The 19,415-nt window shown below is 69.4% G+C and carries 19 protein-coding genes; 4 read left to right on the top strand and 15 right to left on the bottom strand.

All coding sequences use genetic code 11. From position 1 onward, the window contains the following. Positions 1 to 9: 9 nt before the first annotated feature. The 6 genes from HNR28_RS00335 to HNR28_RS00310 are packed head-to-tail and all read right to left on the bottom strand — an operon-like array spanning position 10 to position 7,691. Positions 10 to 1,428 (bottom strand): L-lactate MFS transporter, encoded by a 1,419-nt coding sequence (locus tag HNR28_RS00335; RefSeq protein WP_151023927.1) that lies wholly within the window; start codon positions 1,426 to 1,428, stop codon positions 10 to 12. Then, the gene (locus HNR28_RS18770) at positions 1,425 to 1,811 is read right to left on the bottom strand and encodes a formate dehydrogenase subunit delta (protein ID WP_151023928.1); all 387 of its coding nucleotides are present in this window, start codon (positions 1,809 to 1,811) and stop codon (positions 1,425 to 1,427) included. The genes HNR28_RS00335 and HNR28_RS18770 overlap by 4 nt, the downstream gene beginning before the upstream one ends. After that, positions 1,808 to 2,671, bottom strand: coding sequence for a formate dehydrogenase accessory sulfurtransferase FdhD (gene fdhD, locus HNR28_RS00325; RefSeq protein WP_244978139.1), 864 nt, complete (start codon positions 2,669 to 2,671; stop codon positions 1,808 to 1,810). Before fdhD ends, HNR28_RS18770 begins: the two co-directional genes overlap by 4 nt. A 10-nt stretch (positions 2,672 to 2,681) precedes the next feature. Beyond that, entirely contained in the window at positions 2,682 to 5,555 is a 2,874-nt protein-coding gene (fdhF, locus tag HNR28_RS00320) for a formate dehydrogenase subunit alpha (protein WP_043679804.1), read from the bottom strand. A 9-nt stretch (positions 5,556 to 5,564) separates the two neighbouring features. After that, a complete protein-coding gene (locus tag HNR28_RS00315) occupies positions 5,565 to 7,205 on the bottom strand; it encodes a formate dehydrogenase beta subunit (protein ID WP_148304865.1) in 1,641 nt (546 codons plus the stop codon). Positions 7,206 to 7,208: 3 nt separating this feature from the next. Continuing rightward, complete coding sequence (locus HNR28_RS00310) at positions 7,209 to 7,691, bottom strand: NAD(P)H-dependent oxidoreductase subunit E (RefSeq protein WP_043679810.1); 483 nt, start codon at positions 7,689 to 7,691, stop codon at positions 7,209 to 7,211. A 194-nt stretch (positions 7,692 to 7,885) separates the two neighbouring features. Between HNR28_RS00310 and HNR28_RS00305 the strand changes: the two genes are divergently transcribed. Further along, complete coding sequence (locus tag HNR28_RS00305; RefSeq protein ID WP_043679813.1) at positions 7,886 to 9,007, top strand: substrate-binding domain-containing protein; 1,122 nt, start codon at positions 7,886 to 7,888, stop codon at positions 9,005 to 9,007. Between the two features lie 44 nt (positions 9,008 to 9,051). Next, on the top strand, positions 9,052 to 9,999 hold the full coding sequence (locus HNR28_RS00300; RefSeq protein ID WP_043679815.1) for an AEC family transporter: 948 nt from the start codon (positions 9,052 to 9,054) through the stop codon (positions 9,997 to 9,999). Positions 10,000 to 10,071: 72 nt separating this feature from the next. On the opposite strand, the gene HNR28_RS00295 is transcribed toward HNR28_RS00300, so the two are convergent. The 5 genes from HNR28_RS00295 to HNR28_RS00275 form a co-directional block, all read right to left on the bottom strand. Beyond that, entirely contained in the window at positions 10,072 to 10,590 is a 519-nt protein-coding gene (locus HNR28_RS00295; RefSeq protein WP_043685611.1) for a cupredoxin domain-containing protein, read from the bottom strand. A gap of 194 nt (positions 10,591 to 10,784) precedes the next feature. Next, positions 10,785 to 11,828, bottom strand: coding sequence for a YcjF family protein (locus tag HNR28_RS00290; protein ID WP_043679818.1), 1,044 nt, complete (start codon positions 11,826 to 11,828; stop codon positions 10,785 to 10,787). 96 nt (positions 11,829 to 11,924) lie between these two features. Next, entirely contained in the window at positions 11,925 to 12,335 is a 411-nt protein-coding gene (locus HNR28_RS00285; protein ID WP_043685614.1) for a YgiW/YdeI family stress tolerance OB fold protein, read from the bottom strand. A gap of 152 nt (positions 12,336 to 12,487) precedes the next feature. Beyond that, complete coding sequence (locus HNR28_RS00280; protein WP_170288417.1) at positions 12,488 to 13,879, bottom strand: ATP-binding protein; 1,392 nt, start codon at positions 13,877 to 13,879, stop codon at positions 12,488 to 12,490. Beyond that, complete coding sequence (locus tag HNR28_RS00275; RefSeq protein ID WP_151023929.1) at positions 13,876 to 14,544, bottom strand: response regulator transcription factor; 669 nt, start codon at positions 14,542 to 14,544, stop codon at positions 13,876 to 13,878. The genes HNR28_RS00280 and HNR28_RS00275 overlap by 4 nt, the downstream gene beginning before the upstream one ends. 162 nt (positions 14,545 to 14,706) lie before the next feature. On the opposite strand from HNR28_RS00275, the gene queG reads away from it, so the two are divergent. Beyond that, positions 14,707 to 15,756: a tRNA epoxyqueuosine(34) reductase QueG gene (gene queG / locus HNR28_RS00270; protein WP_043685617.1), complete on the top strand. Its 1,050-nt coding sequence runs from the start codon at positions 14,707 to 14,709 to the stop codon at positions 15,754 to 15,756. Positions 15,757 to 15,762: 6 nt separating this feature from the next. Here the strand turns inward: queG and arfB are convergent, their stop codons facing one another. Beyond that, a complete protein-coding gene (arfB, locus tag HNR28_RS00265; RefSeq protein WP_043679827.1) occupies positions 15,763 to 16,173 on the bottom strand; it encodes an alternative ribosome rescue aminoacyl-tRNA hydrolase ArfB in 411 nt (136 codons plus the stop codon). After that, positions 16,170 to 16,850: a pseudouridine synthase gene (locus HNR28_RS00260; protein WP_151023930.1), complete on the bottom strand. Its 681-nt coding sequence runs from the start codon at positions 16,848 to 16,850 to the stop codon at positions 16,170 to 16,172. Before HNR28_RS00260 ends, arfB begins: the two co-directional genes overlap by 4 nt. 170 nt (positions 16,851 to 17,020) lie before the next feature. Here HNR28_RS00260 and HNR28_RS00255 point away from each other — a divergent pair, with 170 nt between their 5' ends. After that, entirely contained in the window at positions 17,021 to 17,929 is a 909-nt protein-coding gene (locus tag HNR28_RS00255) for a LysR family transcriptional regulator (protein ID WP_043679831.1), read from the top strand. Between the two features lie 56 nt (positions 17,930 to 17,985). On the opposite strand, the gene HNR28_RS00250 is transcribed toward HNR28_RS00255, so the two are convergent. Beyond that, a complete protein-coding gene (locus HNR28_RS00250; RefSeq protein WP_151023931.1) occupies positions 17,986 to 18,708 on the bottom strand; it encodes an amino acid ABC transporter ATP-binding protein in 723 nt (240 codons plus the stop codon). Continuing rightward, positions 18,709 to 19,410, bottom strand: coding sequence for an amino acid ABC transporter permease (locus tag HNR28_RS00245; RefSeq protein WP_043679837.1), 702 nt, complete (start codon positions 19,408 to 19,410; stop codon positions 18,709 to 18,711). It lies immediately after the preceding gene. Positions 19,411 to 19,415: the final 5 nt, after the last annotated feature.

Below are 19,415 nucleotides of genomic sequence, written 5' to 3'. Positions count from 1 at the left end.
GGAAGTCTCCTATTTCTGGTGGGCCATCTGATGGGCCAGGCCGGCGCCCAGCGGCGCGGCGTCGGTCTCGGCGGCCATGTGGTGGTGCGGGGCGACCGGACGGACCAGCAGGTTGCAGATGAAGCCGACGACCAGCAGGCCCGCCATCAGGTACATCGTGACCGTGTAGGACTGGCCCGGCGGGACGCCGTGGTCCACCTGGTACTGGCGGATGTAGTTGACCAGCACGGGGCCCAGCACGCCGGCGGCGGCCCAGGCGGTCAGGAGGCGGCCGTGGATGCCGCCCACGTAGCGGGTGCCGAACAGGTCGGCCAGGTAGGCCGGGATGGTGGAGAAGCCGCCGCCGTACATCGAGATGATGATGGCGTAGAACAGCACGAACAGGGCGACGTTGCCCGAGGCGCCCATGCCCGGCACCAGGAAGTACAGCACCGCGCCCAGCACGAAGAAGATCCCGTAGGTGACCTTGCGTCCCAGGTAGTCCGAGGTGCTGGACCAGAAGAAGCGGCCCAGCATGTTGGCCAGCGACAGCAGGCCCACGAAGCCGGCCGCCGCGGCCGGCGTGATGGCGCCGCGGAAGCTCTCCTGGATCATCACCGAGGCCTGGCCCAGCACGCCGATGCCGGCCGTCACGTTCAGGGTCAGTGCCCACCACAGCAGCCAGAACTGCGGGGTCTTCAGGGCCTGGTCGATGTGGACGTGGTTGCGCGAGATCATGGCCTTCTGCGTGGCCGGCGGCGTCCAGCCCTCGGGCTTCCAATCCGGCGCGGGGATGCGGATGGCGCAGGCGCCGATCATCATGGAGGCGAAGTACAGCACGCCCATCACCAGGAAGGTCTGGGCCACGCCCAGCGAATCCGGCGTGCGGAAGTGCTCCATCAGCGCCACCGACATCGGCGAGGCGATGAAGGCGCCGCCGCCGAAGCCCATGATCGCCATGCCGGTGGCCATGCCGCGCTTGTCCGGGAACCACTTGATCAGGGTCGAGACCGGCGAGACGTAGCCGATGCCCAGGCCGATCCCGCCCAGGACGCCGTAGCCCAGGTACAACAGCCAGAGCTGGTGGGTCGAGATGCCGACCGAGGACACGATGAAGCCGCCGCCGAAGCAGCAGGCCGCCACGAACATGGCCTTGCGTGGCCCGACGTCCTCCAGCCACTTGCCGGCGAAGGCGGCCGACAGGCCCAGGAACAGGATGGCGAGGCTGAAGATCCAGCCCAGGGCGGGCAGGCCCCAGTCCTCCGGCGCGGGCTGCTGGATGCCGATGAGTTTGGTCATCGGGCCGTTGAACACCGAGAAGGCGTAGGCCTGGCCGATGCACAGGTGGACCGCCAGGGCGGCGGGCGGGATCATCCAGCGGTTGAAGCCGGGCGGAGCGGTGATGCGTTCCTTGCTGAAGAATCCGCTTTGGTTTGTTTCCGTACTCATGAGGTCTCCTCCTGGGTCGAATGCCCGGTATGTCTGCGTGGGTGCTGCTGAGGTCGGAAAGGAAGATCGGAGGCCGGCGGCGGACCGGAGGCCTGAGCGGCGGTGCCGGGCGGGGCGGGCGGCGGGGCGGGCGCCCTGCCCGGATGGAGGCGTTCGCGGTGCAGCGCGATGGCTTCCCGGCAGAGGGGCGACAGCGCGGTGTCGCCCCATTGCCCGTCCGGGTGCGTGCCGAGATAGTCCAGCAGGGCGCGCCGCATGCGCGGGTCCCAGAATCGCCGGATGTGGTCGGCGATGCTGTCGATGCCGGCGGCCCGGTCGGGCATGGCCTCGAAGAACAGGCCGATGCGGTTGGCCAGGCGGATCAGGTGCTCGATGTTGGTCACGGGCGGCTCTCCTCCAGGTCCAGGTCCAGGTAATCGGGCCGGCTGTAGACCGTGCAGCGGCCATCGCGCGCGAAGCCGGCCAGCATCATGGGGGCCTCGCGGGCCAGCCGCACGGCCAGGGTGGTGGGGGCCGAGACGGCGACCAGCGCCCGGATGCCGGCGGCGTGCGCCTTCTGCACCATCTCGAAGCTGGCCCGGCTGGAGATCACCACGAACCCCAGGCCGGGGTCCACCGGCTCGCGCAGCAGGCGGCCGATGAGCTTGTCGAGCGCGTTGTGCCGCCCCACGTCCTCGTAGGTCCAGGCCAGGCGCCCGTCGGGTTCGGCCCAGGCGGCCGCGTGGGTGGCGCCGGTCAGGTTGTGCAGCGGCTGGCGCCGGCGCAACTGGTCGAGCGCGGATTGGACCGCCCCGATCGCCCAGGGCCGCCGCGGCGCGGCCAGGGGAGGCAGGTCGCGGCGGATCTGCGCCAGGCTCTGCACGCCGCACAGGCCGCAACTGGTGCTGCCCGCCAGGGTGCGCCGGCGCAGCTTCAGGGCGTGCAGCCGGGCGTTGACGATGCGCAGCCGCACCACCAGGCCGTCGGGCGCGGATTCGACGTTGATGTCCAGCACGTCGGCCGGCGAGCGAATGATGCCTTCGGTATAGGAAAAGCCCAGCGCCAGTTCGTGGAGATGCAGCGGCGAGGCGAGCAGCGCGGCGTGCGCGATGCCGTTGTATTCCAGGGCGACCGCCTGTTCGCAGGCGATGGCGTCCTGCGCGGCCGTCGCCCGGCTGCCGCCGACGCGCAGGATGTCGTCCATCGCCAGGCCGGCGGACGGGTCGGGGAAGTCGGACAGGGGATCGAAGTCTGCGGGGTGCATGCGGATCTCCTCAGGCGCCGGCGGGCGCGGCCTGGGGCTGGCGGGCCTCCAGGAGCTCGTCCTGGCGCCGGTCGTGCGCCGCCCAGTCCCGCTGCCAGGCCGACGGCGCGGTGACCTTGCGCACCTGGACGGCGGTGACCTTGTATTCCGGGCAGTCGGTCGCCCAGTCGGTGTTGTCGGTGGTGAGGACGTTCGAGCCGCATTCCGGGAAGTGGAAGGTGGTGTACACCACGCCCGGCTGGATCCGGTCGGTGACGGTGGCGCGCAGCACGGTCTCCCCGGCGCGGCTCTCGATGGCGACGCGGTCGCCCTCGACGATGCCCCGGTCCTCGGCGTCGTGGGGATGGATCTCCAGCACGTCCTCGCTGTGCCAGGCGTTGTTGGCGGTGCGGCGGGTCTGCACCCCGGCGTTGTACTGCGACAGGATCCGGCCCGTGGTCATCAGCAGCGGGAAGCGGCGCGTGGAGCGCTCCTCGGTCGGGACGTACTGCGTGATCATGAAGCGGCCCTTGCCGCGCACGAACTCGTCCACGTGCATGATGGGCGTGCCTTCCGGGGCCTCGTCGTTGCAGGGCCACTGGACGCTGCCGCCCAGGGCGGCGATGCGGCCGAAGGACACCCCGGCGAAGGTCGGCGTCAGGCGGGCGATCTCGTCCAGGATCTCGCCCGGATGGGCGTAGTGCATGGGATAGCCCATGGCGTTGGACAGGGCGCAGGTGACTTCCCAGTCGGCCAGGCCGGCCTTGGGCGCCATCACCTGGCGCACCCGCGAGATGCGGCGCTCGGCGTTGGTGAAGGTGCCGTCCTTTTCCAGGAAGGACGAGCCGGGCAGGAAGACGTGCGCGTACTTGGCGGTCTCGTTCAGGAACATGTCCTGGACGATCACGCATTCCATGGCCTGCAGGGCCGCCACCACGTGGCGGGTGTTGGGATCGGACTGGGCGATGTCCTCGCCCTGGCAGTACAGGCCCTTGAACGAGCCGCCGTGGGCCGCGTCGAACATGTTGGGCAGCCGCAGGCCCGGCTCGGACTGCAGCGGGACGCCCCAGGCGCGCTCGAATTCGGCGCGCACGGCGTCGTCGGACACGTGGCGGTAGCCGGGGAACTCGTGCGGGAACGAGCCCATGTCGCAGGAGCCCTGGACGTTGTTCTGGCCGCGCAGGGGGTTGATGCCCACGCCCTCGCGGCCGATGTTGCCGGTGACCATGGCGAGGTTGGCGATGCACATGATGGCCGTGGAGCCCTGGCTGTGCTCGGTGACGCCCAGGCCGTAGTAGATCGCGGCGTTGCCGCCGGTGGCGTACAGGCGGGCGGCGCCGCGCAGGTCGGCCGCGGGCACGCCGGTGATGGATTCGGTGGCCTCGGGGGCGTGTTCCGGGCGGCGGATGAACTGCATCCATTCGTCGAAGGCCCGGTCCTCGCAGCGGGCGCGCACGAATTCGTGGTTCACCAGGTCTTCGGTGACGATGACGTGCGCCATGGCGTTGAGCACCGCGACGTTGGTGCCCGGGCGCACCGGCAGGTGGTAGTCGGCCTTCACGTGCGGCGCGTCGACCAGTTCGATGCGGCGCGGGTCGATCACGATCAGCCGCGCGCCCTGGCGCAGGCGGCGCTTCAGGCGCGAGGCGAAGACCGGGTGGGCGGCGCTGGGGTTGGCGCCCAGCACCACCGCCACGTCCACGTGCATCACCGAGTCGAAGGTCTGGGTGCCGGCCGATTCGCCGATGGTGGCCTTCAGGCCGTAGCCGGTGGGGGAATGGCAGACGCGGCCGCAGGTGTCGACGTTGTTGTTGCCCATGGCGGCGCGCACCAGCTTCTGGACGAGGTAGGTTTCCTCGTTGGTGCAGCGCGACGAGGTGATGCCGCCGACCGAGTCCACGCCGTACCGGGCCTGGATGCGCCGCAGTTCCGAGGCGGCGTGGCCGATGGCTTCGTCCCAGGAAACCTCGCGCCAGGGGTCGGTGATCTTGGCGCGGATCATGGGCTTGGTCAGGCGGTCGGCGTGGGTGGCGTAGCCCCAGGCGAAGCGGCCCTTGACGCAGGAGTGGCCGCGGTTGGCCTTGCCGTCCTTCCAGGGCGTCATGCGGATCACCCGGTCGCCCTTCATCTCGGCCTTGAAGCCGCAGCCCACGCCGCAGTAGGCGCAGGTGGTGATGACCGCGTGGTCGGCCTGGCCCTGCTCGATGACGGTGTTCTCGGTGAGCGCCGAGGTCGGACAGGCCTGGACGCAGGCGCCGCAGGACACGCAGTCGCTTTCCAGGAAGCCGTCGTCCTGGCCGGCGACGATGCGCGAATCGAAGCCGCGCGCCTGCACGGTCAGGGCGTAGGTGCCCTGGACGTCGTCGCAGGCCCGCACGCAGCGGCTGCAGACGATGCACTTGGACGGGTCGTAGGTGAAATAGGGGTTGGAAGCGTCGGCGGCGTCGTCCAGGTGGTTGGCGCCGTCGAAGCCGTAGCGCACGTTGCGCAGCCCCACCACGCCGGCCATGTCCTGCAGCTCGCAGTCGCCGTTGGCCGGACAGGTCAGGCAGTCCAGCGGGTGGTCGGAGATGTAGAGCTCCATCACGTTGCGCCGCAGTTCGTGCAGCTTGCCGGTCTCGGTGCGCACCACCATGCCGTCCTCAACGGGCGTGGTGCAGGACGCCGGATGGCCGCGGCGGCCTTCGATTTCGACCAGGCACAGGCGGCAGGAGCCGAAGGCCTCCAGGTTGTCCGAGGCGCAGAGCTTGGGGATCTGGATGCCGGTCTCGGCGGCGGCGCGCATGATCGAGGTGCCGGCCGGGACGGTGACGGTCTGGCCGTCGATGGTCAGGGTGACGGTTTCGGTGGACAGGGACTCGGGCGTGCCCATGTCGCGGTCGCGTTTCAGGACGGTTTCCAGCATGGCGGGCTCCTAGGCGGGCTGCGAGGCGGTCTGGGGAACGGAGGCGGGGGACAGGCCGAAGTCCTCGGGGAAATGGCGCAGGGCGGACAGCACGGGGTAGGGCGTCATCCCGCCCAGCGCGCACAGCGATCCGGCCATCATGGTGTCGCACAGGTCGCGCAGGAGTTCGGCCCGGGTCTCGCGGTCCCGGCCGTCGCGGATCGCGCGGATGACCTCGGTGCCGCGCACCGAGCCGATGCGGCAGGGCGTGCATTTGCCGCAGGATTCGATGGCGCAGAATTCCATGGCGTATTCGGCCAGGGCGGCCATGTCGGCCGTGTCGTCGAAGGCCACCACGCCGCCGTGGCCCAGCATGGCGGAAATCGCCAGGAAGGCCTCGTAGTCCAGCGGCGTGTCCCACTGGGATTCGGGCAGATAGGCGCCCAGCGGGCCGCCCACCTGGACCGCGCGCAGGGGACGCCCCGAGGCGCTGCCGCCGCCGAAGCCGTACAGCAGCTCGCGCAGCGTCAGGCCGAAGGCCTTTTCGACCAGGCCGCCCTGGCGGATGTTGCCCGCCAGCTGGAAGGGCAGGGTGCCCCGCGAGCGGCCCATGCCGAAGTCGCGGTAGGCCTGCGCGCCGCGCGCCAGGATGAAGGGCACCGTGGCCAGCGAGATCACGTTGTTGATCACGGTGGGGCAGCCGAACAGGCCGCGCACGGCGGGCAGCGGCGGCTTGGCGCGCACCAGGCCCCGGCGGCCTTCCAGGCTTTCGAGCAGCGAGGTTTCCTCGCCGCAGATGTAGGCGCCCGCGCCGCGCCGCAGCTCGATGTCGAAGGCGCGGCCCGAGCCCCGGATGTCGTCGCCTAGCCAGCCGGCCTCGCGCGCGGCGCGCAGGGCGCCGGCCAGGACCCGTTCGGCCTGGGGATATTCGGAGCGGACGTAGATGTAGCCCCGCGTGGCGCCCACGGCCAGGCCGGCGATCGCCATGCCCTCGATGAGCGCGCAGGGGTCGCCCTCCATCAGCAGGCGGTCGGAGAACGTGCCCGAGTCGCCTTCGTCGGCGTTGCAGACGATGTATTTCTGCGCCGCCGGGGTCTGCAGCACGGTGCGCCACTTGATGCCGGTGGGAAAGGCCGCGCCGCCGCGGCCGCGCAGGCCGGATTCGGTGACCGCGTCGACGATGGCCTCGGGCGCCATGTCCAGCGCCCGCCGCAGCCCGGCGAAGCCGCCGTGGGCCTCGTAGTCGGGGATGCTCAGCGGGTCGATCAGGCCGACCCGGGCGAAGGTCAGGCGCTCCTGGTTCTTCAGGTAGGGGATGTCTTCGGTCGGGCCGTGGCACAGGGGATGGGCGCCGCCCGCCGCGGCCGCGCCGCCTCGGGTGGCACCGCCCGGGGCGCCGTCCGTACAGGGAGTACAGGCCGCGTCCAGGATGGACGGGACGTCTTCCGGTGCGACGGAGCCGTAGGCGATCCGTCCGGCGGGCGTCTCGACCTCGACCAGGGGTTCGAGCCAGAGCAGGCCGCGCGAGCCGTTGCGCACGATGCGCAGGTCCAGGCCGCGGCGGGCGGCTTCCGCGCGGAAGGCGTCGGCCACCGCGTCAGCCCCCATGGCCAGGGCGGCGGTGTCCTGCGGGACGTAGAGGATGCGTTCCATGGTTCGGATGTGTTCCATGGCTCAGGCCTCCCGCGCCGCCGCCAGCAGGGCGTCCAGTTTCTCGGGGGTGACGCGCGCGTGGGGGCGGCCATCGATCATGACGGCGGGCGACTGGGCGCACAGGCCCAGGCAGTACACCGGGGCCAGCGAGACTTCGCCGGGATCCCCGGCGGCGACGCGCGCCCGGGCGTGCTCGTACAGGGCGTTGCCGCCACAGGCCTGACAGGATTCGGCGCGGCAGACTTCGAGCTGCGTGCGCGCCGGCGGCGTGGTGCGGAAGTGGCCGTAGAAGCTGATCACGCCGTGGACCTCGGCGCGGGACCGCTGCAGGGCGGCGGCGATCTGCGGCACGGCCGGCTCGGGAATCCAGCCCAGGGCGTCCTGCACGTCGTGCAGGATCGGCAGCAGGGCGCCGGGCCGGCCGGCGTGCCGGGCGAGGATGTCCCGCACCAGCGGGTGGGCGTCGTGCGGGGCTGCGTCGGCATCGGACCGGATGGTGTCCATGGCTTCGTCTCCGGCGCATGATCGGCGGGCATGCGCTTTAATAGGTTTATTCGTGCATATATAATTCAGTGCCGTTGATTTACTCTACTCTTGAAAATAATTTGATTTCAATAAGATAATAAAAACATATTTGGATCATGGTTGCTTTTTTATAGGCAATCGAATTCATATTAATAAGACTTTCAGGAGGAGACATGGCGGTTTACCGGTTCAAACCCCGGCTGCATTCCGAATGGGTGCTGGAAAAGCAATCCGGGGAAATACTGCCCATGGGCGAGGTGCTGCGGCTGCTGGCCGCCGTCGACGAGCACGGCCACATCGCGGGGGCCTGTCAGGCGCGCGGGATGTCCTACCGGCATGCCTGGGGCATCCTGCGCAAGGCCGAAGCGGAATTCCAGGCGCCGCTGATCGAAACCTCGCGGCGGCGCGGTTCGCGTCTGACCAGCTTCGCGCAGCACCTGCTGTGGGCCAACCGGCGCATCGACGCGCGCCTGGCGCCCACCTTCGAGAGCCTGGCGTCCGAGCTGCAGGAAGAGCTGCAGCGCCTGTATTCCGAGGAAATGTCCGTGCTGCGCCTGCATGCCAGCCACGGCTTCGCCGTCGAGGGCCTGATGCGCCTGGCCAACGACCACGACATGCTGCCGCTGGAACTGCGCTACCGCACCGGGATCGAGGCGCTGGCCTCGCTGGACCGCGGGGAATGCGACCTGGCCGGATTCCAGGTGCCGCTCGCGGAATACGAAAAGCCGATCCTGCAGCACTACAGGCGCTGGCTCGATCCGGACCGCATGCTGCTGCTGCACCTGGCGGAGCGCAACACCGGGCTGTTCGTGCAGCCCGGCAATCCCAAGCGCATCCGCTCGGTCAGCGACCTGGTGCGCCCGGACGTGCGCTTCGTGAACCGGCAGATCGGCTCCAGCACGCGCTTCCTGGTGCATCTGATGCTGGATCGCCTGGGCATCGACTCGAAGGACGTCACCGGTTTCGACAGCGGGGAATTCACGCACATGGCCATCGCCGCCCACATCGCCAGCGGCATGGCCGACGTCGGCATCGGGGTCGAGACCGCCGCCTGGCGCTGCGGGCTGGAATTCATCCCCCTGGCGCGGGAGCGCTATTTCTTCGGCATCAACAAGGAACTGGTCGGCACCCAGTCGCTGCAGCGGCTGCTGGACCTGATGAACGGCGACGCCTACCAGGCCTACGTGCGGGATCTGGTGGGCTACGACTGCAGCCTGCTGGGGCAGGTGCAGACCCTGGAACAGGCCTTCGGGCCGGATTTCCGCATCGCCGTGAGCGTGAAGCGGCCATTGTAAAATGCCCCACCCGGCGCTGCGCCCTCCGGCGATTCCTTCCCTCCATGCTGAACATCCTTGCCATCATCGGGCCGCTTTTTGCGGCCATCGCCATCGGCTTCGCGGCCATCCGGCTCGGCTTCTTCAGCAAGGACGACGTCCGGGTGCTGGGCCGCTTCGTCATCCAGCTCGCCCTGCCGGCCTTGCTGTTCAAGGCGCTGGCCGAACGCTCCCTGGACGAGATCTTCAACCTCGGCTACCTGGGCGCCTACGCGCTCGGTTCCGTGGCCTGCCTGGCGCTGTGCACGGCCGGCGCCCGGCTGTTCCTCGGTCCCCTCTCCCGGCCCGCGCTGGGCATGATCGCCGTCGGCAGCTCGCTGTCGAACAGCGGCTTCATCGGCTTTCCCCTGGTGCTGCAGTTCCTCGGCCACGATGCCGCCGTCGCCCTGGCGCTGTGCATGCTGGTGGAAAACCTCGTGGTGCTGCCCATCGCCCTCATCATCGCCGAGCCGGCGGGCGATGGCGGCGGCGGGCGCCTGCGCGTGCTGCTCGGCCTGCTCCGCGGGCTGCTGCGCAATCCGCTGATCCTGGCCATCCTGGGCGGCTTCGCCTGCTCGCTGCTGCAGCTGCGGCTGCCGCTGCCCGTGGCGCGGGTCGTCGATCTATTCGCCGGCGCGTCCGGCCCGGTGGCGCTCTTCGTCATCGGCGGCACGCTGGTCGGCCTGCGGCCGGGCGGCGACCTGCCGCGCATCCTGTGGGTCAGCGCCGGCAAGCTGATCCTGCATCCGCTGGCCGTCGCGCTGGCCCTCTGGGCGTTCCTGCCCGGCGACCCCCTGCTGCAGGCGGCCGGCGTCATCATTGCCGCCCTGCCCATGTTCAGCATCTTTCCCATCATCGCGCAGAAATACGACGAGCAGTCCTGGTGCGCCTCGACCCTGCTGGTTGCGACGCTCGGCTCGTTCGTGACCCTGAGCGTCGTGCTGTGGCTGGTGGGCGCGTCCCTGCGCGGGTGAGGGCCGGCGGAAGTCCTGGCGGGGACCTGTGCGTCCATGGGCTCGTGCGGCCGTTCGTTGCGGGGCGTCCGTCTATTCGATCAGGAACTGGCCGCGCATGCCGGCTTCGTAGTGACCCGGGATCGTGCACGCGAAATCGAGCGTGCCCGGCTGGCCGAACGTCCAGACCAGTTCCCCGCTGCGGCCTGGCTCCAGCGTGAGCGCGTTGGCCTCGTGATGCGCCGGCATGCCGGGGTGGGCGCGCATCTCCTGGGCGTGCGCCAGGATCTCATCGAGTTTTCCCAGGACGAATTCATGGGACAGCCTGCCGGCGTTGTGCAGCCGCAGCCGCACGGTCTCGCCCGGCCGCACCGGGATCCGGTCGGGGTGGAAGCGCATGGCGTCGTCCATGGCGATCTCGATGACGCGCTCGGGCTGGGCGTGTTCCTGCGCGTGCGCAGGCGTGTGGGCGGGCGCGTGCGCGGGCATGTGTGCCGCCGCCGGCGGGGGTGCCGGTGCCGCGTGCATGTCGTGCGGGGCGCCCTCCTGCGCGCGGGCGGCGCCCGTGGCGAGAAGGAGCGCGGCGAGGAGGACGAGTGGCTGGGTGCGCATGGGGAGCTCCTGGTGCGGGCCCGGCGAGCAGGCGGTTTCGACGCGCATGCGGGCTTGCCACGCGTGCGGGTTCGATGAGCGGGCGGCTGCGTCGAGCATGCGGTTCCGACGAGCATAAACCCTGTCGCCGCCGTGGGCGCGGGAATCCCCCGCGGACGAGTCGGGAACCGGGGCGGCGCGCCTCCGTTCCCCGGTCAGCCGCCGCGCACCATCTGCAGGATCCGGGTGGTCGTCAGGCCGCGCGACATGTCCTGCATCTGCGGCAGGTACCGGTCCTGCATCCGGCGGCCGTCCGCCATCACGTGCTGGTAGGCGTCGCGCAGCATCTGCGTGCTCAGCGTCCGGCCGCCGGCGTAGTACTGGTGCGCGACGTGGCCCAGCGCGTAGGTGGAGGCGAAGCTCATGCCGCTGCTGACCGCCTGGCGGCCCAGGCCGCCGAGCAGGCCCCCGCCCACCTTGCCCAGCAGGCCGCCGAGCAGCTTGCGGCCCGCCTGTTCCAGGTACTGCGAGGTCAGGCCCACGCCCAGGGTGGCCAGCAGGTCCTTGATGTGGCCGCGGTCCAGCTCGTAGCCGTGGCTCTGGCCGATCTGGTAGACCAGCCGCATCTGCAGCGGGATGATGGCCAGCGTGGACAGGTTCTCGGGCAGCAGTTCGATGGCGCCGTTGAGGATCGCCGCATTGAGGATCTTGCCGTCCATCTCCGCCGCCGACAGCGCGCCGGGGCGGCGTTGCGCGGCGGTGCCGGACGGCGCATCGGGCATATCGGTCGCATCGGGCGCGGTGGTCGCATCGGACGCAGCGGGATGCGGCGCTTCTCCCCCCGCCACGGTTGCCGGCGCCGCCTCGGCCATCACGGACGCCGCGTCCAGCGGCGCGGCCGCCAGCGCGTCGGCCTGCGCGTCGAATTCCGCCGGCGCCTGGCCCAGCGCCTCGCGCAGGCGGGCGAGGAAAGCCTGTTCCGGCGCGCTGGTCCGGCCGTCGGCCTCGCATACGCAGACGGCCATTTCATAGGCCAGCTGGCGCGCCTCGCCGCTCGCCAGGCTGGGCAGCACGTCGGCGAGCTGCACCCGGCGCATCAGCACCTCCTGGTACAGGCCGGGCAGGTTGATCCGCTGGTCCTGCGCCAGGCCTTGCGCCACCTGGCGGATCTGTTCGCGTTCGCGATCGTGCTTGTCGCCGTCGGCGTACGAGGCCAGCAGGCAGATGGTGAGTATGGCGCGGATTTCTTCGGTGTTCATCGGGTTCCTTCATCGATCCGGAGGGGGGCCGCGGGGGGCCTGGAGGCAAAAGGACGGGCGCGCGCCCGTCCGTATCGGTCGTGTCGCTCGCCGGGTTCAGGGCAGCAGGATGACGCGCTCCACCTCGAACTCGTCCTTGCGCAGGCCCTTGTCGAACTCGCCCACCAGTTCCACGCGCTGTTCGGCGCTCACGGTCTGCCCGGCCGGGAAATCCTCGGCGTCGATCTCCACGATCATGCGGCCCGTCGCGTCCTCGAAGGTGTAGCGCTCGTCGCCCTCGAAGGACACGAGGCGGCCCTGCAGCCGGGCGGGCTGGTCGTCGCGGCCGGTGTCGAGCAGCTGCTTGACCGTCGTCAGCGGGATGGAGCTGGGCCCGGAGTAGCCGCCCGGGGCGGCGGCCTTGGGGGCGTTGCTGGGGCCGGTGTAGCCCGTGGGCTGGGCGATGGCGGTGGCGGCGCCCAGGGCCAGGGCCGCGGCGGCAAGAAGGGACAGGGAGGGATGGCGCATGGTTTCGATTCCTTTCTTTCGGCGCACGTGCAGGTGCATGTACATATGTGCGTCTGCGTCTGCGTGTGCATGAGAAGCCGCGATTCGCGGGACGACTCCATTGGACAGGACGAAGCTGAAGGCAATCTGATGCGGCCTGGTGCGGGCGGGCCCTAGTCCGGCGGGAAATCCAGCACCGCGCCCAGGCCACGGCCCTCCAGCCCGTCCTCGAAGCGCAGGGACGCGCCGTGCAGCGCCGCGATGCGTGCCACGATGGACAGGCCCAGGCCGTTGCCCGCCTGTCCGGTGCCCAGCACCCGGAAGAACCGCTCGCCCAGGCGCGCGCGCTGCTCGGGCGGCACGCCCGCGCCGTCGTCGCGCACGGCCAGGCGCGTGCCGCCTTGCGGCAGCCGCGAGGATTCGATGCGGATGCGGCCGCCCGCGCGGCCGTAGCGCGCGGCGTTGTCGATCAGGTTGCGCAGCGCGCTGGCCAGCAGCGCGGGCGCCGCGCGCAGCCGCGGCGCCGCCAGGGCGCGCTCGATCCGCATGTCCGGCGCCATCGCTTCCAGCTGCAGGCCGTCGAGCAGCGCCTCCAGGTCCACGGATTCGAGCGCCGCGGGCTCGGCCCGCGGCTCCAGGCGGGCCAGCGCCAGCAGGCTTTCCACCAGCGCGGTGCAGCGGTCCAGGTCGGCGCGCAACTGCCGCAGGTGGGCGTCGGGCAGGCGCAGTTCGCGTTCGATGAGCTGCACGCGCATGCGCAGCGCGGCCAGCGGCGTGCGCAGTTCGTGCGCCGCGTCGGCCGTGAAGCGCCGCTCGCTGTCCAGGGCCGTGGACAGGCGTGCCAGCAGCGCGTTGAGCGCGTCCAGGATCGGCAGCAGTTCGCGCGGCGGGTTCGGCGCCCGCACCGGCGTCAGGTCGTGCGGCGACTTGGCGTCGATGAGCATGGCCGTCTCCTCCAGCGGCCGCAGCAGGCGCCGGATCAGGAGCCAGCTCAGCAGGCCCAGCATCGCCAGCAGCCCCAGGGCCGGCCAGGCCAGGTTCTCGGCCATGTCCTCCAGCAGCTCCAGGCGCTCCTCCATCGGCTGGGCCACCTGGGCGGTGACGCCGCCCGGGCCGGGGCGCACGTGCACGCGCCAGAACTCGTCCTCGACCCGCACCGTGGCCATCGTCTTGCCCCGTGCATCGGGCAGGAAGGCGGTGTGCGGCGTGTCCTCGCCGCGCAGGAGCACGCGGCCGTCGGACGCCACGAGCTGGTAGTACATGCGCAGCTTCAGGGTGTCGCCGCGCTCCGTGCGCGGCCCCCGGATGCCGTCGGCGGCTTCTCCCGGCAGGCCGATCCGCAGGACCAGGCGCGAGCCTTCTTCCAGCGCGTCGTCGAAGACCTCGCTGGTGGCGAACCAGGCCACGCCGACCACGATGGCGAGGCTGGTCAGCCACAGGCCGATGCTGGTCCCCATCACGGCCAGCAGCAGGCGCCGCCGCAGCGACCAGCCGCCGCGCGCCGGCGGGGCGTCCGCAGGCCCGCCGGGCCGGCGCCGGGTCCGGGGCCATCGAAGGGGTCTCATGGGGGGCTCAGTCCGTAGCCCTGGTTGCGCACCGTCACGATGAACCGGTTGCCCAGCTTCTTGCGCAGGTTGTAGACGTGGACCTCGATGGCGTTGCTCTCCACTTCCTCGCCCCAGCCGTACAGGGCTTCCTCCAGCTGGGCGCGGCTCAGGATGTGGGCGGGGCGGCGCATCAGGGCGTGCAGCACGGCGAATTCGCGCGCGGTGAGCGTGACCGGCGCGCCGTCCAGCGTCACGCGCTTGGCGGCGGGGTCGAGCGCGACGGCGCCATGGCGCAATTCGGGGGTGTCCTGCGCCGCGCCGCGGCGCAGGGCCGCGCGCACCCGGGCCGACAGCTCTTCGAGGTCGAAGGGCTTGACCAGGTAGTCGTCCGCGCCCAGGTCCAGGCCCTGCACGCGGTCGGCCAGCGTGTCGCGCGCGGTGATCACGATCACCGGCAGGCGGGCGCGCGGCGATCCGGCGCCGCGCAGGGCCTGCAGCACGGCGTCGCCGTTCAGGCCGGGCAGGCCCCGGTCCAGCAGGACGCACTGGTACTCGTGCGCCGCCAGCGCGGCGGCGGCCTGGTCGCCGCGCTGCAGCCAGTCCACCGTGTAGCCGTCCATCCGCAGCCACGACTGCAGGGAATCGCCCAGCGAGGGGTCGTCTTCGATCAGGAGGATGCGCATCCGGGCATCTTACGATGGAAAGATGAAGCGAAGCTGATGCGCGTGCGCGGGCCTTCGGGCCGCGGCATGGCCGATGCCTGCCGGGGTTTTCCGGACCATGGGCCGGAGAGGCGATTTCCCTATAATTTCCCGATGAACGGCAACAATCAGTGGAGCCGCCAGATCCGGGCCTGGGCACGGGAGCTGGGGTTTTCCGACATCGGGGTTTCGGGGGTGGACCTGTCCTCGGCCGAGCCGCACCTGCTGCAATGGCTCGCCCGGGGCTATCACGGCGACCTGCACTACATGGAGCGGCACGGCCTCAAGCGCGCGCGTCCGGCCGAACTCGTGCCCGGCACGGTGAGCGTGATCACCGCGCGCATGCCTTATCTGCCGCGCGACACCGCGCCCGACTGGCAGGCCCGCGAATGCGCGCGGCTGGCCGATCCCGGCGAGGGCGTGGTGTCGCTCTATGCCCGGGGGCGCGACTACCACAAGGTCGTGCGCGCGCGCCTGCAGAAGCTGTGCGACCGCATCGAGGCGCTGGTCGGTCCGTTCGGCTACCGCGTCTTTTCCGATTCGGCGCCCGTGCTGGAAAAGGAACTGGCCAGCCGCAGCGGCCTGGGCTGGCGCGGCAAGCATTCCATGGTGCTCTCGCGCGATGCGGGCTCGATGTTCTTCCTGGGCGAGATCTTCGTGGACTTCGCGCTGGAGCCCACCGATCCGGTGAGCGCGCATTGCGGCACCTGTACCGCCTGCATCGACGTCTGCCCCACGGGCGCCATCGTGGCGCCCGGCGTGGTGGACGCGCGCCGCTGCATTTCCTATCTCACCATCGAGAACCACGGTCCCATCCCGGAGGAACTGCGCCCGCTGATGGGCAACCACATCTACGGCTGCGACGACTGCCAGACGATCTGTCCCTGGAACAAGTACGCGCAGACCTCGACGCTGCCCGATTTCGACGAGCGCGCGCCGCTGGTCGGCCGCCGGCTCGTCGAGCTGTTCGCCTGGGACGAGGAGACGTTCCTCAAGCGGACCGAGGGCGGGCCGATCCGGCGCATCGATCACGAGCGCTGGCTGCGCAACATCGCCGTGGCGCTGGGCAATGCGCTGCGCGAAGCCGATGCGGCCCAGGCCCGCGAACTGCGCGCCGCCCTGCTCGGCCGCGCCGACCATGAAAGCGCCCTGGTGCGCGAGCACGTGGCCTGGGCGCTGGCGCAGCGCGCCTGAACACGGTCAGTCCGTCGCCACCTTGGCGCGCAACTGCTTGAGGGCGCTGCGTTCGGTCTTTGCCTGTTGACGTCGGCGCCTGGCCCCCTGCGTGGGTCGCGTGGGGCGCCGGGCCTCGGGGATGTCGCCGGCACGGTCGATCATCTCCTGCAGGCGCGCCAGCGCCTCCTGCCGGTTCTGCGCCTGGTTGCGGCTGGATTGCGCCTTGATCACGATGATGCCCGCCGCCGTGATGCGATGATCGCGCAGGCCCAGCAGCCGCTCGCGGACGGATTCGGGCAGCGTGGAAGCATGAATGTCGAAGCGCAGATGGACGGCGCTGGAAACCTTGTTGACGTTCTGGCCTCCCGCGCCTTGAGCGCGGATGGCGGTGAATTCGACGTCGTGCGCCTGGATCGGATATCGGTGTCGTGTCATGGGCGGGGCTTGCGCGACATCGCTTTGGCCCGGTACATGTCGGCGTCGGCTCGCAGCAGGGCGCTGGTGCCGGGTGGCGGATCGACCTCGCGCCACATGCCGGGCCGCAGGTCTTCGAGGCGCCAGGGCCCGATGCGCGTGCGCACCAGGCGCAAGGTCGGCAATCCCACAGCCGCGGTCATGCGCCGCACCTGGCGGTTGCGGCCTTCGCGGAGGGTGATCTCCAGCCAGGCGGTCGGGATGCTTTTGCGGAAACGCACCGGCGGATCGCGCGGCCAGAGCTGCGGTTCCCCCAGCAGGCGGGCCTGGGCGGGCAGGGTGGGGCCGTCGTTCAGCTCCACGCCGGTCCGCAGGCGTTGCAATTGAGCCTCGGCCGGCTCGCCTTCGACCTGCACCCAGTAGGTTTTTTCCATCTTGTGCCGGGGATCGGCGATGCGCGCCTGCAGGCGGCCGTCGTCGGTCAGCAGGAGCAGGCCTTCGCTGTCGCGGTCCAGCCGCCCGGCCGGGTAGACGCCGGGCACGTCGACGAAGTCCTTCAGCGTGGCGCGTCCCTGGTCGTCGCTGAACTGGGTCAGCACGCCGAAAGGCTTGTTGAACAGCAGCAGGCGGGGCTGGGCGGGCGGCGCCTTGGCGGCCGGCCTGCCGGCCGCCGCCTGCGATGGACGCTTGCGCTTCATGGCGCCGTCTCCGGTGGATGGGTCGTGGCGGCTGCGCCGTGGGGCGCCGCCGTCCGGTCATGATACTGCCCGAGGCCGTTCAGCGGCGCCGGAAGCCGCGGCCGGGCTCGTTTCGACTGGGATAGACTACGCTGAAGCACAGGACTCGAAGGCGGATCTCCGGCACGGCCATGTTGACGTTCAAACAGATAGAAGCGCTTTATTGGGTGGTGGAACTGGGTGGGTTCGCCAAGGCGGCGGACAAGCTCAATACCACCCAGTCGGCGATCACGAAACGGATCAAGGAGCTGGAAGCCGACTTCGATGTCCAGATCTTCGACCGCTCATCGAAAAAAGCGGTCATTACGCAGAAGGGCCGCGAGATCTTCGAGATGGCCGACGACCTGCTGTCGCTGCGCGACGTGATGCTGATCAGGCTCAAGGGGCATCACACGTTTTCCGGCACGCTCCGGCTGGGGATCACCGAAATCACCGCCATGACATGGCTGCCCGATCTGATGCGCCAGATGAAGATATTCTTCCCGCAATTGAAGGTGGTCCCGATCATCGGCATGGCTGCGGAATTGCACAAGAACCTGCTCGAGGCGCGTCTGGACATGGCCTTCCTGCATGGCGACCTGCGCGGCCCGCTGCTGCAGGCGGAGCCGCTCGGGGTCCTGAAGTTCGCCTGGATGGGCAGCCCCGAGCTGATTTCCAGCGACAAGGTATACACGCCGGAGGAAATTTCGCGGATGTTCCTGATTCGCCAGGATCAGGAGTCCGGGTTGAACGCCGTCTATGACGAATGGCTGAAACCCCATAGGGCGGAACAGAATCTTTTCACGATCAACAGCCTGCTGGCCATGGCGGGCCTGACGGTGGCCGGTTTTGGCGTGTCGTGCCTGCCACTGGACTATTTCTATGGCCTGGTGCAGCAGAGAAAACTGATCGTTGCCCAGACCACCAAGCCCATGCCCCAGTCCCAGTATTGCTCGATGTACATGAAGAACATGAACAGCGTGCTGTACCAGGAGGTCGCGGACCTGGCCAGGGAGCACTGCAATTTTGCCGTGCCTTACGGCTCGGCCGTCATGAACTGATTTGACCCGATATGAGCTGATGTGCACGCCTGATGTGCACTACTGATGTGCACCGGTCAGTGCCTGATGTCGGACAGGAACTTGAGCGCCCGGTCGGACGCCGGCCGCGTGAAGAACTGGTCGGGAGGCGCCATTTCGACGATCCTGCCGGCATCCATGAACCATACGACGTCGGCGACGTCCCGGGCGAAGTTCATTTCGTGAGTGACGCACACCATGGTCATGCCGTCTTTCGCCAGCGACTTCATCACCAGCAGCACTTCGTTGACCATCTCCGGATCCAGCGCGCTGGTGGGTTCGTCGAAAAGCATGATCCGGGGCCGCATGGCCAGGGCGCGGGCGATGGCGACGCGCTGCTGCTGGCCCCCGGAAAGCTGCCCGGGGAATGCCCCCGCCTTGTGGGACAGCCCCACACGCTCCAGCAGCGCCATGGCCGTCTCCTTGGCCTGTTTCCGGTTCAGCCTCCCGAGCATGACGGGCGCCATCGTCAGGTTGTCCAGCACGCTCATGTGGGGGAAGAGATTGAATTGCTGAAACACGAAGCCGATGTGGCTGCGCAGTTCGTCGATCGAACGGCAGCTGTGGACGGGCGTCTTGTCGACGTAAATCGCGCCTTGCTGAATGGATTCGAGGCGATTGATGGTGCGGATCAGGGTGGATTTGCCCGATCCCGACGGCCCGCATATGACGACGACCTCGCCCTGCTTGACTTCCGCATTGATGTCGTCGAGGGCGTGGTAGTCCCCGTACCATTTGCCCACGTTTTCAAATTGAATCATTCAGGCCACCTGGATTGCTGATGTGCGTTTGATCTGGATGCGGTTTTCGATCAGCTTCACGAAACCGCCGAGAATCAGATTGAGGGTGAAGTACGTGAGCGCCAGCAGGGAAAAGACCTCGAATGGCTTGGTCAACAGGATGTTGTTGATCTGCGCCGCCGCGAACGTCAGTTCGTGCACGCTGATGACGAATCCCAGCGAGGTTTCCTTCACCGTCGAAATGAACTGGCTGAGCATGCTGGGCAGCGTGTTGTACAGCGCTTGCGGCAGGATGACGCGCCGCATGGTCCGGGTGTAGCTCAGGCCCAGCGAACGGCCTGCTTCGAGCTGGCCCGCGGGCAGGGCCTGGATGCCGCTGCGGATGATCTCGGCCAGGTAGGCGCTTTCGTAGATCACCAGGGCGGTGACCATGGTGGCCGCGCCTCCCACCGGCCGGCCGATCAGGATGGGCACGAAGAAATATGCCCAGAAAATGAACATGATCAGCGGCAGGCCCCTGACGATGTAGACGACGGCGGTGCTGGGCCAGTAGAAAATCCGTATGGAACTGATCCGGCCCAGCGCAAGCGCGATGCCTAGCGGGAAGGCCAGCGCCAGGCTCATCAAGGCCAGGCCGACGGTCGCCGCCAGGCCGCCTATCGCGCCATTGGGATACTGACCCACCAGCAGGAGCAGCCAGTTGTCGAAAATGATATCCAGCATGTTTG

Origin of the sequence: Castellaniella defragrans (assembly GCF_014203015.1) — a bacterium.
GTDB lineage: Bacteria > Pseudomonadota > Gammaproteobacteria > Burkholderiales > Burkholderiaceae_B > Castellaniella > Castellaniella defragrans.
This window is presented reverse-complemented; position numbering and strand designations above follow the sequence as displayed.

What these genes read in the sequence shown, in the direction of transcription:
- HNR28_RS00335 (WP_151023927.1), bottom strand. Translation starts at nt 1,428, where the DNA reads ATGAGTACGGAAACAAACCAAAGCGGATTCTTCAGCAAGGAACGCATC.
- fdhD (WP_244978139.1), bottom strand. Translation starts at nt 2,671, where the DNA reads ATGCACCCCGCAGACTTCGATCCCCTGTCCGACTTCCCCGACCCGTCC.
- fdhF (WP_043679804.1), bottom strand. Translation starts at nt 5,555, where the DNA reads ATGCTGGAAACCGTCCTGAAACGCGACCGCGACATGGGCACGCCCGAG.
- HNR28_RS00315 (WP_148304865.1), bottom strand. Translation starts at nt 7,205, where the DNA reads ATGGAACACATCCGAACCATGGAACGCATCCTCTACGTCCCGCAGGAC.
- HNR28_RS00310 (WP_043679810.1), bottom strand. Translation starts at nt 7,691, where the DNA reads ATGGACACCATCCGGTCCGATGCCGACGCAGCCCCGCACGACGCCCAC.
- HNR28_RS00305 (WP_043679813.1), top strand. Translation starts at nt 7,886, where the DNA reads ATGGCGGTTTACCGGTTCAAACCCCGGCTGCATTCCGAATGGGTGCTG.
- HNR28_RS00300 (WP_043679815.1), top strand. Translation starts at nt 9,052, where the DNA reads ATGCTGAACATCCTTGCCATCATCGGGCCGCTTTTTGCGGCCATCGCC.
- HNR28_RS00295 (WP_043685611.1), bottom strand. Translation starts at nt 10,590, where the DNA reads ATGCGCACCCAGCCACTCGTCCTCCTCGCCGCGCTCCTTCTCGCCACG.
- HNR28_RS00290 (WP_043679818.1), bottom strand. Translation starts at nt 11,828, where the DNA reads ATGAACACCGAAGAAATCCGCGCCATACTCACCATCTGCCTGCTGGCC.
- HNR28_RS00285 (WP_043685614.1), bottom strand. Translation starts at nt 12,335, where the DNA reads ATGCGCCATCCCTCCCTGTCCCTTCTTGCCGCCGCGGCCCTGGCCCTG.
- HNR28_RS00280 (WP_170288417.1), bottom strand. Translation starts at nt 13,879, where the DNA reads ATGAGACCCCTTCGATGGCCCCGGACCCGGCGCCGGCCCGGCGGGCCT.
- HNR28_RS00275 (WP_151023929.1), bottom strand. Translation starts at nt 14,544, where the DNA reads ATGCGCATCCTCCTGATCGAAGACGACCCCTCGCTGGGCGATTCCCTG.
- arfB (WP_043679827.1), bottom strand. Translation starts at nt 16,173, where the DNA reads ATGACACGACACCGATATCCGATCCAGGCGCACGACGTCGAATTCACC.
- HNR28_RS00260 (WP_151023930.1), bottom strand. Translation starts at nt 16,850, where the DNA reads ATGAAGCGCAAGCGTCCATCGCAGGCGGCGGCCGGCAGGCCGGCCGCC.
- HNR28_RS00255 (WP_043679831.1), top strand. Translation starts at nt 17,021, where the DNA reads ATGTTGACGTTCAAACAGATAGAAGCGCTTTATTGGGTGGTGGAACTG.
- HNR28_RS00250 (WP_151023931.1), bottom strand. Translation starts at nt 18,708, where the DNA reads ATGATTCAATTTGAAAACGTGGGCAAATGGTACGGGGACTACCACGCC.
- HNR28_RS00245 (WP_043679837.1), bottom strand. Translation starts at nt 19,410, where the DNA reads ATGCTGGATATCATTTTCGACAACTGGCTGCTCCTGCTGGTGGGTCAG.